15 protein-coding genes are annotated in these 14032 nt (G+C 72.6%); 9 read left to right on the top strand and 6 right to left on the bottom strand.

Translation table 11 applies throughout. The features are described 5' to 3' along the window. Nucleotides 1-31: 31 nt before the first annotated feature. Together AOK17_RS34465 and AOK17_RS34470 are read right to left on the bottom strand one after the other, a co-directional pair. Nucleotides 32-1816 carry a transglycosylase domain-containing protein gene (locus AOK17_RS34465; protein WP_063997337.1) on the bottom strand — a complete coding sequence of 595 codons (1785 nt, stop codon included), beginning with the start codon at nucleotides 1814-1816 and terminating at the stop codon, nucleotides 32-34. Continuing rightward, a complete protein-coding gene (locus AOK17_RS34470; protein WP_055616522.1) occupies nucleotides 1813-2907 on the bottom strand; it encodes a sigma factor-like helix-turn-helix DNA-binding protein in 1095 nt (364 codons plus the stop codon). Before AOK17_RS34470 ends, AOK17_RS34465 begins: the two co-directional genes overlap by 4 nt. A 263-nt stretch (nucleotides 2908-3170) precedes the next feature. Here AOK17_RS34470 and AOK17_RS34475 point away from each other — a divergent pair, with 263 nt between their 5' ends. The 3 genes from AOK17_RS34475 (at nucleotide 3171) to nicT (ending at nucleotide 5822) form a co-directional block, all read left to right on the top strand. Further along, complete coding sequence (locus AOK17_RS34475; protein WP_055616523.1) at nucleotides 3171-3680, top strand: SigE family RNA polymerase sigma factor; 510 nt, start codon at nucleotides 3171-3173, stop codon at nucleotides 3678-3680. Beyond that, the gene (locus AOK17_RS34480; protein ID WP_055616524.1) at nucleotides 3670-4596 is read left to right on the top strand and encodes a L,D-transpeptidase; all 927 of its coding nucleotides are present in this window, start codon (nucleotides 3670-3672) and stop codon (nucleotides 4594-4596) included. The genes AOK17_RS34475 and AOK17_RS34480 overlap by 11 nt, the downstream gene beginning before the upstream one ends. 119 nt (nucleotides 4597-4715) lie before the next feature. Beyond that, entirely contained in the window at nucleotides 4716-5822 is a 1107-nt protein-coding gene (gene nicT, locus AOK17_RS34485) for a Nickel transporter NicT (RefSeq protein ID WP_206190884.1), read from the top strand. 60 nt (nucleotides 5823-5882) lie between these two features. On the opposite strand, the gene AOK17_RS34490 is transcribed toward nicT, so the two are convergent. Next, entirely contained in the window at nucleotides 5883-6308 is a 426-nt protein-coding gene (locus tag AOK17_RS34490; RefSeq protein WP_055616525.1) for a luciferase domain-containing protein, read from the bottom strand. Nucleotides 6309-6576: 268 nt separating this feature from the next. On the opposite strand from AOK17_RS34490, the gene AOK17_RS34495 reads away from it, so the two are divergent. From AOK17_RS34495 to AOK17_RS34515, 5 genes are all read left to right on the top strand, one after another. Next, on the top strand, nucleotides 6577-6981 hold the full coding sequence (locus tag AOK17_RS34495; protein WP_055616526.1) for a YybH family protein: 405 nt from the start codon (nucleotides 6577-6579) through the stop codon (nucleotides 6979-6981). Between the two features lie 187 nt (nucleotides 6982-7168). Continuing rightward, a complete protein-coding gene (locus tag AOK17_RS34500) occupies nucleotides 7169-8359 on the top strand; it encodes a PP2C family protein-serine/threonine phosphatase (protein ID WP_079053442.1) in 1191 nt (396 codons plus the stop codon). 229 nt (nucleotides 8360-8588) lie between these two features. After that, entirely contained in the window at nucleotides 8589-9026 is a 438-nt protein-coding gene (locus tag AOK17_RS34505) for a hypothetical protein (protein WP_157881453.1), read from the top strand. A 179-nt stretch (nucleotides 9027-9205) separates the two neighbouring features. Beyond that, complete coding sequence (locus AOK17_RS34510; RefSeq protein WP_055616529.1) at nucleotides 9206-9934, top strand: SigE family RNA polymerase sigma factor; 729 nt, start codon at nucleotides 9206-9208, stop codon at nucleotides 9932-9934. Between the two features lie 28 nt (nucleotides 9935-9962). Then, the gene (locus tag AOK17_RS34515; RefSeq protein ID WP_055616530.1) at nucleotides 9963-10346 is read left to right on the top strand and encodes a hypothetical protein; all 384 of its coding nucleotides are present in this window, start codon (nucleotides 9963-9965) and stop codon (nucleotides 10344-10346) included. 61 nt (nucleotides 10347-10407) lie between these two features. On the opposite strand, the gene AOK17_RS34520 is transcribed toward AOK17_RS34515, so the two are convergent. The 3 genes from AOK17_RS34520 to AOK17_RS34530 form a co-directional block, all read right to left on the bottom strand. Next, on the bottom strand, nucleotides 10408-11241 hold the full coding sequence (locus AOK17_RS34520) for a class I SAM-dependent methyltransferase (RefSeq protein WP_055616531.1): 834 nt from the start codon (nucleotides 11239-11241) through the stop codon (nucleotides 10408-10410). A 13-nt stretch (nucleotides 11242-11254) separates the two neighbouring features. Continuing rightward, entirely contained in the window at nucleotides 11255-12316 is a 1062-nt protein-coding gene (locus AOK17_RS34525; protein WP_055616532.1) for an ABC transporter substrate-binding protein, read from the bottom strand. Nucleotides 12317-12398: 82 nt separating this feature from the next. Beyond that, complete coding sequence (locus tag AOK17_RS34530) at nucleotides 12399-13286, bottom strand: alpha/beta fold hydrolase (protein WP_055616533.1); 888 nt, start codon at nucleotides 13284-13286, stop codon at nucleotides 12399-12401. Nucleotides 13287-13556: 270 nt separating this feature from the next. Between AOK17_RS34530 and AOK17_RS34535 the strand changes: the two genes are divergently transcribed. Continuing rightward, a partial coding sequence (locus AOK17_RS34535) for an AfsR/SARP family transcriptional regulator (protein WP_245697560.1) occupies nucleotides 13557-14032 on the top strand: 476 nt, incomplete at its 3' end.

The following is a 14032-nucleotide window of genomic DNA, read 5'->3' on the forward strand; positions in this document are numbered from 1 at the left end:
GTCCCAGTCCCGGCCCCGGCTCCAGCCCCCGCTACGGCCCCGGCGTCGGCTCCAGCCCCCGCTCGCTTCTGCCCTTGTCCCGCGGCAAGGCCTCCTCCGCAGGTCCCTCCTCCCCGGGGGAACCCGCCAGCCGCCACACCTCGCCCGCCTGCAGCGCCGCGTGTTCGGCGGGCGGGTACTCGCCGGTCAGCCCCGCGACCCGGGCCGGCTTGCCGCCGCGTTCGGCGAACAGGGCGACGGTGAGGGCGAGCCGCGACGAGTACACGCTCTGCCACACCGTCCGCGCCCCCGGCCCGCTGCCCGCGCCCGCCGCATGGCTGGTGACCGGCAGGAACGCGGCGCCGACCCCCGTCGCGACCGGCTTGACCGCGGTGCCCGAAGCGTACGGAGCGTCCGGACCGAGCGAACCGTGCATCAGCTCGGTGACCACCATGGTTTCCTTCTCGCCCATCGCGGTACGCGTCTCCGGGCGCGCGGTGTGCACCGTACGGCCCCCGCGGGTGATCTTCGTGACCGTGTACGGCTTCGCGTACGTGCCCCCGGCCGCCACGGTCGCGTACGCGGAGTTCAGGCGCATCGGCGTCGGAGCCGCCTCCTTCGGCAGGTCGGTCAGCGGCTCGCCCAGCCGGATGCCGGCGAACGTGAACGGTTCGGTGGCCGTGCCCGCCTCGACCGCCCCGTCGACGGCGTCGTTGAACGGCTGGTGCGCGTAGTCCGCGCCGCCGTACAGCACGCGGACCGCGCCGTCGCCGGGCACGGTCGCGACGACCGCGGTGTGCAGCCGCGCCCCCTTCGCGTCCGCGGGCGTACGGTCGCGGATCAGCTCCGCCGTCTCGTCCTGGAGGCCGAGGTCGAAGGTGGTGTGCACCTTGTAGCCGCCGCGCGCCAGCTGGTCCTCGGTGATGCCGAGCCGGTCTGCGGCCTCGGCGGACGCCGCGTCGATCAGGTACTGACGCCCGCCGTCCGTGTCGCCCGGCGGATAGAAGCGGAACGCCGGGAAGCGGGCCGCCGTCCGCTCTCGCTCGCTGATCGCGCCCGAGTCCGCCATGGCGTCCAGCACCCAGGCCCAGCGGCGCTCCAGCGTCCCGGTCACCTTCGCGTCGGCGCCGGCCCCCTCGTAGTACGAGGGGAGGTTGAGGATCGCCGCCAGCGCCGCGCCCTGAGAGATCGTCAACTCCTTTGCGCCCACGCCGAAGTAGTTCCGCGCGGCCGATTCGACACCGGCCGCGCCGCGGCCGAAGTACACTGTGTTGAGGTAGCCCTCCAGGATGTCGTCCTTGGTCCGCGTGCGGTCGAGCTTCACGGCGATCAGCGCCTCGCGCGCCTTGCGGCTCAGCGACTGCTCCGGGGTCAGCAGGGCGTTCTTCACGTACTGCTGCGTGATCGTGGAGCCGCCCTGCCGCTCGCCGCCCGTCACGGTCGCGATCGCCGCCCGCAGGATCGCGGTCGGGGCGACTCCCGAGTCCGTACGGAAGGAGCGGTTCTCCGCGGCGATCACGGCGTCCTGGACGTGCCGGGGCACCTGCTTGAGGGAGATGTCCTGGCGGTCGACCGGCCCGCGCCGGCCCAGGTACTCGCCCTCGGCGTCCACGAAGACCGTGCTCTGGCTGACCGTCTCCGGGTGCGGGTCGGGGATCCCGGTCATGCGGTACGCGACGACGAGCCCGGTGCAGGCCGTGAGGAACAGGACGACGAGGGCGGCCAGGACGCGCCGCAGACGGCGGGTGCGGGTGCGGCGGAGATAGGTCCGCAGGGTACGGAGGTAGGTCCGCAGGGTGTGGAGGCGGGGCCGCGGGGCGCGGCGGCGGGTGCTCATGAGGAGGTGCCCGTCTGTGCGAGGAGCTTGCCGGCGGAGTCGTACGCCTTCACGGTGATCCCGCTCAACTGGCCCTTGCCGTCCTGGAGTCGGGTCTCGGCGTACCAGACGGACCAGCCCGGGCTGCCCGCCAGGGTGAGGACCCTGGCCGTGAACGTGCCGTCGGGGGTGGTGAGTTCGACGCGGGACGCTTCGCGGGAGCCCTGAAGGACGCCGGAGTGGAAGAGGCGTGTCCCCGAGGCGGGTTCCGACTCCAGGGTGATGGCGGCGCCCGATCCCTTCGACCCCTTGCCGGCCGGCCGGAACTGGTTCGGTCCCTTCGGTGTCGACCAGTGCTTGCCCTCCTTGGTGAGCCAGACCTCGGCACCGGGCGCGGCGGAGACCCGCTCACCGGCGGTCACGACCCGAACCGCCGTCCTGGCGACGGGAGTTGTGTCCCCGCCGTCGCCGCCGGAGCCCGTGCCGCGCACGGCCCCCAGGACCAGCGGCGCGAGCAGCAGGGCGCAGACGGTGGTGAGTACGGCCGTCGTACGGCGGCGGCTCCGCCGACGGGTGCGGCCCGCCTCCTCGACGGCCGGGATGACGGCGGCCGGGATGCCGGGGACCGGGGCGGGGCCGGGCACGGACCGGCGCCCGGTGCGCGACGGCTCGCCGTACGCCGGGTGGGCGCGCAGGGCCTTCAGCGCCCGGCGGCCGTGCGCCTTGACCGCGCCCCGCGAGGAGTTGAGCAGCGCGGCGATCTCGCGATGGCTCAGACCGTCCCAGTGGTGCAGGACGGCGACGGCCCGGCGGCGGGGCGGGAGAGCCGCCAACACCTCGGTGAGCGGGTCGAGTTGACCGGACGCGTACGGCTCCGGGGCGCGCCGGGAGCCGATGAACGGCCGTGTCCGGCTGCGCAGAAAGCCCCGTACCAGAGCCCGACGGACGTAGAACTCCGCGTCGTCGCGGGGAGTTCTCCGCCGCGCGTACACCTCCGCGAGCGCCGCTCTCGCGAGTCTCTCCGCGTCGGCGGAGTCCCCCGTGAGCAGCAGGGCCGTACGCGTCAGCCGGGGCCAGTACTCCCCGGCACGGGCGGTGAATTCGTCGTCCATGGTCAGTCGAGCGCGCTGTCCGCGCGCCACTCCCTCCGGCTCAGCCCTGCGTGGTGCTTGTGCTTCGATGTACGCGGCGTCCGTAACCTCCGTGCCTTCTGAGACGTCTGTGACGTACGGGACCTGTACGCATCGGGGAGGCAGCCGGGTTGCACAGGAATCCGAAGACAGCGGCGAGGACAACGGCGAGGACAACTGCGATAGCTGCGACGACAACTGCGACGACAGCGGCCACGGAAACGGCAGGGGGCGGGGCGGGGGGTATGACCGAGGAGGAGTTCGACGGGTTCTACGCCGCGGCGTTCCCCCGGCTGACCGGGCAGCTCTACGCCTTCACCGGGGACCACGGCGAGGCGCAGGACGTCGTCCAGGAGGCGTTCGTGCGCGCCTGGGACCGGCGGCGGGAGTTCCTCGCCGACGGGGCGCCCGAGGCGTGGGTCCGTACGGTCGCGATGCGGCTCGCGGTGAGCCGGTGGCGGCGGGCGCGCCGCTGGCTGGAACTGGTGCGCCGCAATCCGCCGCCCGAGCACACACCCGGCCCCGGGCCCGAACGGGCCGTGCTCGTGGGGGCGTTGAAGGAACTGCCGGAAGCGCAGCGCATGGCTGTCGTTCTGCACCATCTGTGCGACTTGAGTGTCGAGCAGGTAGCCTCCGAGACCGGTGCGCCCGTGGGGACGGTCAAGGCCCGGCTGTCCCGTGGCCGGGCGGCGCTGGCGCGGCGGCTCGGCGAGGCCGACGAACTGGGTGAGAGGGAGGACGACCGTGTCCGATGAGCTCACGCCCGGCACCACGCACGGATTCGACGGCCTCGACTTCGGCCCAGGCTCCGGCTCCGGCTCCGAATTCGGCCCTGACTTCGGTCCCGACTCCGGCTTCGGCCACGACTCCGGTTCCGGTTCCGGTGGCACCGAACTGGCCACCGCGCTGCGTGAGTTGGCCCACGACCACGAGACGCCCGTACCGGTTCCCGGCACGGAGATCCGGCGTCGCGCGGGGCGTCGCCGGCGCCGGCGGCAGGCCTCGTTCGCCGCGGCCGGGGCAACGGCCGCGGGTGCCCTCGCGCTTGTCCTGACCGTGGCCCTCACGGGCGGGCGGGACGCAGGGGCGACCCCGCCCGCCGCGAGCTACACCGCGCCCACCCCGCCGGCCACCGCGGAGGCCCCCGCCCAGGCCAGTCCGGCGGCCGTCGCCGCCACCGTCGATCTCGGCCGGCGTGAGATGTCCGTCGAGGGGCGGACCCTGCCCATCTCCTCCGGGTCGCTCAAGACACCGACACCGACCGGCCTGATGACCGTGACCGCCAAGTACCAGGCGGCGACGGTGCCCGGCGACTCGGCCGGCTGGAACGGGTACGACGTCAAGGCGACCTGGGTGATGAGGCTGCGCGCCCCCGACGACCGTACGAACTACCTCCTCGCCCTCACCTGGGACGAGAAGGCGCCCGGCAACTACGACCGCACCGGCGGGGTGATCGGCCTGCGGCGCGCCGACGCGATGTGGCTGTACGAGGCGCTGAAGCCGGGATCGGTGGTGGAGGTGGTGGGGGCGGCCCCGGAGGAGACGTCCGGAGGCACGGGTACAGGTACGGGAGTCATGGAGCCGACACCGACCGGGGCGGGCGCCTTGGAGGCGACCCCGACCGTGAACCCGCCCGTGACCCAGCCCGTGCGCGGCGGCACGGCACCCTGAGGCACCCGGACCTGACGAAGACCTGGCCTGTCCTTTACTGCGCATTAGTTGCAGGTGCGGTGGCCCCGCGGTGAGGGTGGGGAGGCAGCTCCACCGGACGTAAGGCAAGGCGAACCCCCATGACCACCCTCTCCTCCTGGCGTGCCTCCCTGAACCGGGAGGAGTGGGTCCGGGTCGGCGGGATGGCCGCGTTCATCGTGGCGCTGCACGTCATCGGCTGGTTCACGCTCGTCGCGATCGTGGCGCCCGAGCACTACAGCGTCGGCACGAAGTCCTTCGGCATCGGCATCGGCGTCACCGCGTACACGCTGGGCATGCGGCACGCATTCGACGCGGACCACATCGCCGCCATCGACAACACCACCCGCAAACTGATGGCCGAGGGGCAGCGCCCGCTGTCGGTCGGGTTCTGGTTCTCGCTCGGGCACTCCAGCGTCGTGTTCGCGCTCGCGTTCCTGCTGTCGCTCGGCGTGAAGGCGGTCGCCGGGCCGGTGCGGGACGACGGCTCCACCCTGCACAGCGTCACGGGGCTCATCGGCACGACGGTCTCCGGGGTCTTCCTGTACGTCATCGCCGCGGTCAACCTCGTCGTCCTCGCCGGGATCTGGAAGGTCTTCCGGCAGATGCGGCACGGGCACTTCGACGAGGCGGCGCTGGAGGACCAGCTGAACAACCGCGGTTTCCTGAACCGGCTGCTGGGCCGTGTCATGAAGTCGATCACCAGGCCGTGGCAGATGTACCCGCTGGGGCTGCTGTTCGGGCTCGGCTTCGACACCGCCACGGAGGTCGCGCTGCTGGTCCTCGCCGGATCCGGGGCCGCCTCCGGACTGCCGTGGTACGCGATCCTGTGCCTGCCCGTGCTGTTCGCGGCGGGCATGTCGCTGCTGGACACGATCGACGGGTCGTTCATGAACTTCGCGTACGGCTGGGCGTTCTCCAAGCCCGTACGGAAGGTCTACTACAACCTCACCGTCACGGGTCTGTCGGTCGCGGTCGCGCTCCTCATCGGGACCGTGGAACTCCTGGGACTGCTCGCCGAACGGTTCTCCCTGCACGGCGCGTTCTGGGACCGGGTGGCCGGAATCGACCTGAACGTCGTCGGGTTCGTGATCGTGGGGCTCTTCGTCGCCACCTGGGCGCTCGCGCTGGTGGTGTGGCGGGTCGGCCGCATCGAGGAGAAGTGGACGGCGGGTCTGCGCACACCGACGGAACAGCCGGCCGAGTAAGGGCCTTGGCACCGGCTGAGTAAGGGCCTTGGAGACTGTGTCGGTTGGTGACCGGGCCGGTCAGTGGGCGTGCGGCATGAGGCGGTCCACCATGCGCCGGGCCGCTCCCGGGCGTGGTCCGGGGACCACCGGTGGCCGCTCCCAGTCGCACGGTGGTGACGGACGGCGGGGCGTGACCGCGCCGTGCTCCTTCAGCGCGACGCTCACGAGGCCCAGCAGGAGCTGGACGTCGGCGTCGCAGTCGAGGAGCACGGTGATCCAGGAGGCGCCGGGGCGGACCCTGATCGCGCTGGCGTGCCCGAGTTGGGGGAGCAGGCGCTCGACGGCCGTGCGGGTGAGGTAGAGGTCGGCGGAGTCGTCGGAGTGGAAGTGGACGATCTCGTGTCCCGCCGTAGCGAAGGCATGCCCAACGGCGCACCGGGGCGGGCCACTTACCAGGTTCGGCCAGGTCTCCAGGAGAGCCATGGCGCGATGGGCCGCGGTCATAACCCCATCCTCGCGCACGCTTCACCTGGAGGACCACCCCCAGCCACTTGCGACTACTCCCCCCGCACGCCCGGTCACCCGATGACCTTGGACTGCGGCCGAACGGGCCGGGTGCGATGAGTTTCCGGGCACGGGACGGTCCACACCGGAGAGGGCGCCCGCGGAGCGGCGGGCCTCAGAGAAAGAGTCCGCAGAGAAAGAGTCCGCGGAGAAAGAGTCCGCGGAGAAAGAGTCCGCGGAGAAGCAGTCCGCGGAGAAGAAGGCCGTCATGAAGGACGACCAAGAGCTGATCCGGGAGCTGATCGAGCGGTGGGCCGCGGCGGTGCACGCCGGTGACCTGGACACGGTCCTGGCCGGCCATGCCGAGGACATCGTGATGTTCGACGTACCGCCCCCGCAGGACGGCGTCCGTGGCCTGGACGCGTACCGCGCGACCTGGCCGCCGTTCTTCGAGTGGCAGGCCAAGGGTGCCTGCTTCGACATCGTCTCCCTGGACGTCACCGCGGGCGCGGACGTCGCCTTCGCCCACGCCCTGCTGCGTTGCGGCACCCCGGAGGACCTGGCCGCCGCGCCCGGCACCCGCCTGCGCCTCACCCTCGGCCTGCGCAAGGAGAACGGCCGCTGGACCGTGGCGCACGAGCACCACTCGTTCCCGCTCGGGGACGAGCAGTAGCGCCGCCGGGCAGGCACCGGCACACCTTCCCGGTGTGCCCCGCCGCCGCGCGCCAGCGGCCGACTCGTCCAGAAAGCTGGTGGTATGGCTGCCTGGGTGCGTCGACGGGCGTACCGGCGTACGGGTACAGCGCGGCGGAGGTGGGTTGGTGGAGCGGCCTGGTGAGGGGGTGCCGGCCCCGGTCGGGATGGTCGAGGAGGCCGTCGAGTCGATCGGGACCACCCTCGACGAGCGGACCACCTGCGCCGAACTGGTCGAGTTCCTGGGGCGGCACGGCTGTGAGGCCGTCGCCGTGGACCTGCTGGGCGAGGACGTGCCGGCGACGCGGCCCGCGAGCGATCCGGCGCTGACCCGGGCCGCCACGGTGGGGCCGCGGGAGCTGCTGGAGACCCACGACGGGGAGCCGTCCCTGACCGTACGGGCCCTGGACGAGGGGCACCCGATCACCACGACGGACGATGTGTCGGGCGGTGTGCCCCGCCGCTCGATCTCGGTGCCGATGCTCGCGCACGGCCGCCTGTACGGGGTGCTGCTCGCGGTCCGCACCGGCCGCCCCTTCGCCGACCACGAGACCGCCGCGATGCACTACGCGGCCCGCCTCGCTGCCGTCCACATCGGCCACGCCCGCCGCCACACCGCCGTCCACAGCACCGCGATGAAGCTCCAGCGCGCCCTTCTCGCCGAGCCCGGCCGCCCGCATCCGAACCTCGACCTCGCCACCCGCTATCTGCCCGTCGGCGGCGGCACCCTCGTCGGCGGCGACTGGTTCGAGACCGTACGGCTGAACTACGGCCGCACCCTGCTGGTCATGGGCGACGTCATGGGGCACGGCCTGGACGCCGCGGTCGACATGAACGCGTACCGCTCGATGCTCCGGTACGTCGCCTCCGCCGATCTGCCCCCGCACCGCGTGCTGCGCCAGCTCGACGCCGCGGTCTCCGAGGACGGCACGCGCCGGCCCGCCACCTGTCTGCTCGCCCGTATCGACCCGGCCCGCGGGACGGTCGCGCTCGCCAGCGCGGGCCATCTGCCTCCGGCCGTGTTCGCGGGCGACGGCACCGGAACCCTGATCGACGTGCCCGTGGGACCTCCGCTCGGCACCGGCGTCGGCGGCTACGAGCTCGGCACCCATGAACTCGCCCCGGACGAGACCCTGTTGATGTTCACGGACGGTCTGGTCGAGCGGCGCGAGGAGGACATCGACGCCTCCCTGGCCCGGCTGGCCGCCCTGCGGCTGCGCCCGGACGCCGACATCGAACCTTTCCTGGAACAGGTCCTCGACCGCCTCGACGCCCACCGCGCCCAGGACGACGTGGCGGTCCTGGCCGCGCGGATCCGCCCCGGGAGAGCACGGCAGCGCCCCGAACCGGGCCGCTGAGACGGACCGCTGAGACGGGCCACTGAGCCGTATCGCTGCGGCTCGGCGTCGGTCTCCGAGTTGTCGTCGGGATCAGGTGCGCTGAAAAGGTTCGTCCGACCTGCAACCTCCGTGCCGTCGGAACGTCTGTCCGGGTGGAGGCGCCTCCGAGCCAAGGCCTTCGCCACAGGAGACCACCCGTGGCGGTCGCCGCGACAGACCGGTCACCACCGACGATTCGAGGAACCACATGTCTGCAGGTCAGACCTTCCGAAGCGGCCTCCGCCCGGCCCGAGTGAGGCTTGTGCTCGGGGCCACCGCTGCCGCCGCCGTGCTCGCCCTCGGAGGCGCGTTCACCGCCCACGCCGACAGCGACTCCGCGCCCGCTCCCAAGCTCTCGACCGAGCAGGTGCGGGCCGCCGACGAGTGCGCGGAGCCGGACCCGGTCGACGCGGTGCCGGGCGGCAGCGACGCCACCCCGGCCCGCGGCGCCAAGGACGCCCAGGTCGACTACGAGTTCACCGACGGGGGACCTGTCGACGCGCTGCCCGGCGACGGTGACGAGTGCGCCGAGCCGGACCCGGGCGACGACCCGGTCGAGGCGGTGCCCGGCGGGTACGACTCCACCCCGGCCCGCGGTGCCAAGGACGCCCAGGTCGAGCTCGAACTCGCTCCCGCCAAGCGGTGATGGACGAGCGGTGACGGACGAGAAACGGGCGGTTCGGCGCCGCTGACCGGCTCCTGGCCGGTCGGCGGCCCGGGCCGAGGTGGAGCTGCCGGGTCCCTGCCCGGCGGCTCCACCGTCCCTCCGGGTTCCTCCGGTGCTTCGGAGCGGAGGGTGCGAGGACCATCGATTCCGGGAGATCCATGAAGGCAGCGACGATCCTGGCCGCCCCGGCCCACACCGACGGTGTGCCGGCGGGCGGGTACAGACCCGTGCCTTTCCCGGCTCGTGCCTGGGCGGACGCGCTGCACCGGGCATGGCGCCTGGTGCGCGGGGTCTCGCAACGGCGCGAGGAGATCCCGGCGGGTCGGCCGCCGTCGCTCCCGGGCTCACCCGCCGTCCGCACCGGCCTCGCCAGTCCCGGTGTCGCCAGTCCCGGTATCGACGAGCCCGGTATCGACGAGCTCTACTCCCACCGCCGTCTGGACCTGGTCCGGCTGGCCCTGCTCCTGGTGGACGACCTGCCCACGGCGGAGGACGTCGTGCAGGACGTCTTCGCGGCGCTCTACCGCCGCCACGGCGAGCGGCTGGTCGGCCTGGACAACCCCGACGCCTATCTGCGCACGAGCGTGGTCAACACCTCGCGCTCGGTCCTGCGCCGCCGCCGCACGGTACGGGCCCACGTACCCGAACGGCAGGGGCACGCCCCGTCGGCCGAAGAACCCGTGCTGCTGCGAGAGGAACACGGAGAAGTGATCGCCGCCCTGCACCGGCTGACCCGGCGGCAGCGAGAAGTGCTGGTCCTGCGCTACTGGTCCCACCTCAGCGAGGCCCAGATCGCCGATACCCTCGGCCTCTCCCGCGGGGCGGTCAAGTCCACCGCGAGCCGGGCACTGGCCGCCCTGCGCCGACAGCTGGAGGACCCCAGATGAAGCCCGGCGTGATCCCGGAGGCGCCCCGATGATCGAACAGGAACCCGGTCCCGGCCTCCACCCGGATCCCCTCGAACAACGGCTGCACGACGCCCTGCGGGCCCGGGCCGACTCCGTCGACCTGCCCGACCTGAGGCCCGCCGCCCCGCCGACCCGGCACGCCCGGTTCCGGCTCCCCGCCGTACGACCCGCCGCACAACCCTTCGTACGGCCCGTCCGCCGCTCCGTCCTGGCGCTGCTGATGCTGGCCGCCGTGGTGGCCGGCCTCCTGTTCGTGGCGGCGCGCTGGGAACGGGAGACACCGGTCAGGCCCGCGAACGTCCCGTCGGTGTCACCCACCCCGAACGCCACCGAGGCGGTGCCCTTCCCTCCCGGCAAGGACGACGGGGTCGACGCGGTGCCCGATCCCTGACCGCTGCCGAGGCCGGGGAGGGCGGCGGGGCGGTCGCCGCCCTCCCCGTGCCGCCGCGGTGTCACTCCGCCGGGAACCGGAACAGGTTGAAGCGGTACGCCTCGATGTCCCGGCGGCGGATCGTGGCCATGACCCGGAGCAGGACGCGGTAGTGGAAGGCGAGCCGGCGCGCCACCGGGGCCGGCAGGTGGGCCAGGGTGCGGGAGTCCGTCAGGCTGAGGCCGGGCTGCCAGTGTTCGAGGGCGCCGGGGTCGTCGCAGCTCCAGCGCATCCGGGCGGCCACCTTGGCGAGTACGTCGTGGCTGTCCTGGGTGTCGACCATGCGGGACGCCGCGGTCTCCAGGGCGAGGCGGGCCCCGGGCAGCCGCTCGGCGATCTGCCGGAAGACCGAACGGACCAGCTCCTCCTCCAGATAGATCAACACCGCCTCGGCGGCCAGGAAGTACGGCCCGGGGCTGCTGCTCCGCACCTCCTCCATCCAGCCCGGGTCGGTGACCGAGGCGGCGATCATGCGCCGGCGGGCCGTGTCCTCGAAGAAGCCCCGCCGCAGGGCGATCACATCGGGCAGGTCGAGGTCGAACCAGTGCACCGTGCCGTTGTCGAGCCGCTCGAACCGGGTGTTGAGGCCCGTGCCGATCTCCACGACCGTGCCCGAGGGATGCCGCTCCAGGAAGTCCCGTACCCACAGGTCGAAGAGCAGTGTGCGCAGGTTCGCCCCGAGCAGGCTCTTCGCGCCGTCGAAGCGGGAGAAGTCGTAGTCCAGCGCGTCGACCATCTCCACGGCCCGCGGATCCCTGAGCATGCCGCGCGGTTTGCGCGTCTCGACCGCACGGGCGTAGAGGGGGATGAGCAACGTCTCCTGGACGTCGCCGAGTCGGGGCGTGCGCTTGTCCATGACCGGCTGCTCCTTACGTGTCCAGCCGCTTCGACTTCTTCACCGCGGCCGCGAGTTGTTCGATCACAGGGGCGAAACCGGCGTAGCTGAACCGCTCCTCCATCGACCACGGCGTGGTCTGGCCCGCCTTGACCGCGGGCAGTTGCCGCCAAGTGGGCTTCTCGGCCAGCTCCTTGGGCGGGAGGGCGGTGGATCGGTTGTCGACCATGATGAGATCCGCGTGGTACTTGTCGGCGTTCTCCCAGCTGAGGGCCTCCCAGAAGCCCCACTCGTCGGGCTTCTCCCCGCCGACGAACTCGACGCCCAGGTCCTTGAAGTGGTTGAGATCGCAGTAGGAGTCGGGGACGGCGACGTACAGCTGGTCGGCGTGCCCCGCCACCGCCAGGACCTTCAGCCCGCCGCTCGCCCCGGCCGCCTCGCGCAGGGTCCCGGTCGCCCTGTCGAAGCGGGCCTTCGCGTCGGTGACCTTCTTGGCGCCCAGGTCCGCACCGAGGGACTCGGCGAGTTCGGCGGTCCGGCGCAGGGGGTTGAGGAGCGAGGTCCGGGCGATGCTGATGCCGACGGAGGGCGCGAGGGCCTCGATCTTCTTACGGCTCTCCTCGGGTACGTACCAGAGGTCGGGCGCCGGGAACATGTTGCTGATCAGCAGGTCGGGCTGCAGGGCCGCGTACTTCTCGACGTTGAACTGGCCCCAGGCCGTGCCGAGGCTGGTCAGTTTCGACACGTCCAGGTCGCCGGCCTGGGGATTGGGCTTGCCTTCGATCGGTTCGGTGGGGCCGAAGACGCCCTTGCACTCGATGCCGTAGTCGTGGAGCGCCGCGGCCGTGCTCACGAAGGCGACGAGTGTCTTCGGCTCGCTGTCGGTCCTGACGGTCCGCCCGCGGTCGTCCTTGAAGGACCAGGGGCCGCCGCCGCCCGCCGCGTCCCCGGCCGACCGTGCGGACTCGTCGCCGGTCTCGCCGTCGTCGGTGCCGTCACCGCAGGCGGCGAGCAGGGGGCCGAGGGCGAGGGCGCCGCCTGCTGCGAGGAGCCGTCGACGGGAGACACGGTTCGGGACCGAGGGAGCTCGCTTCATTAGGGAAGGCTAACCTAACTTTCACGCTGTCGGCAGCCCCTGTGACCACCACGGCGGCGGCCCTTGCGTGGCGGCCCGGATCTCACCGGGTCAGCAGATCCCGTACGGCCTTGACCACCTCGTCGGGAGCCTCCTCCGCCATGAAGTGGCCGCAGGAGACGGTCGTATGACGCAGGTCGGGTGCCCATGCGGACCACAGCGCGGCGGCGTCGAAACCGAGGGCGGTGCCCCAGTCCTGCTGGAGGACCGTCACCGGCATCCGCAGCCGGCGGTCCGCCTCGCGGTCGGCCCGGTCGTGCGTGACGTCGATGCCGGCGGAGGCGCGGTAGTCGGCGACGATCGAGGGGACGGCCGCGCGGGACGCCGCCAGGTAGGCGGCGTGGATCTCCGGCGGCAGGGCCGCCGGGTCGCGCGTCCAGACGTCGAGGAAGTGGCCGAAGAAGGCGTCGGGGCTCGCGCCGATCAACTGCTCGGGCAGGCCGGGTGGTTGGGCCATGAGGTAGAGGTGGAAGCCGACCGCGGCCGACGTTCCGCGCATCACCTCCCACATGTCGAGCGTCGGCAGGACGTCCAGGGAGGCGAGGTGGGTGACCTTGTCCGGGTGGTCGAGACCGGCCCGGATCGCCACGAGGGCGCCGCGGTCGTGGCCGACGAGCGCGAACCTGTCGTGGCCCAGCGCTTTGGCCAGCGCGATCACGTCGGCGGCCATGGTGCGCTTCGAGTACGCGGTTCCGTCGGGGTCGGCCGGTTTGTCGCTCGCTCCGTAGCCGCGGAGGTCCGGGCAGATGACGGTGTGGTCCTTCGCGAGTTCTGGTGCCACGTGGCGCCACATCAGGTGGGTCTGGGGGAAGCCGTGCAGGAGGATTACGGGGGTGCCGGTACCGCCTATGGCGGTGTTGAGGGTGATGTCGGGTGTGACGGGGATGCGGTGTTCGGCGAAGCCGGGGATTGATGGGGGTGTGTGGGACATGGGGGCCTCTTGGTGGGTGGTGGTGTGTGTTGGGTGCGGGTGGGTCGGGGGTGAGTGCGCGGTTCCTCGCGCCCCTGGGTGGGTGAGGGCGGACGTGTGTGTTGGGTGCGGGTTCGTTTGGGTTGGAGTGCGCGGTTCCTCGCGCCCCTTAGTGGCTCGCGTGCCTCAGTAGCCCGTGCGACCTGGTGGGTGGGTGTTGGAGTCTTGAGTCTGGTGGGGGTGAATCAGTGTGTGGTCAGCAGTGGGGTGGGGGAGAGGTTGGCGGTCGGGATGGTGCGGGTTGTGTTCGGGGTGCTGGGGCCTACGGTCGCTGCCGTTGACGGTGGGGGCGCGCTCGCGCTGAAGGGGCCGCGGCACCGGGCCGTGCTGGCGCGGCTGATCGTGGCCCGCCGCAGGGTCGTACCCGTCGCCCGGTTGGTCGAGGACCTGTGGGTGGATCCGCCGCCCGGCGCCGTGGGGGCCGTCCAGACGTTCGTGGGCGCGCTGCGCCGCGTACTGGAGCCGGAGCGTCCGCCGCGGGCGCCGGCCCGGCTGCTGGTCACCGACGGGCCCGGATACGCGCTGCGGACCGGGCCGGACACGGTGGACGCGTGGCGCTTCGAGACGGCCCTCGCGAGCGCGGCCGGCCTGCCCGCCCCGAAGGCCCTCGCCACCCTGGAGGAGGCCCTCGGGTGGTGGCGGGGCCCCGCCTACGCCGAGTTCGCGGACGAGGACTGGTCCCGCGGCGAACGCGCCCGCCTCGCCGA

The sequence above is a fragment of the Streptomyces phaeochromogenes genome (assembly GCF_001418655.1).
Classification (GTDB): Bacteria; Actinomycetota; Actinomycetes; order Streptomycetales; family Streptomycetaceae; genus Streptomyces; species Streptomyces phaeochromogenes.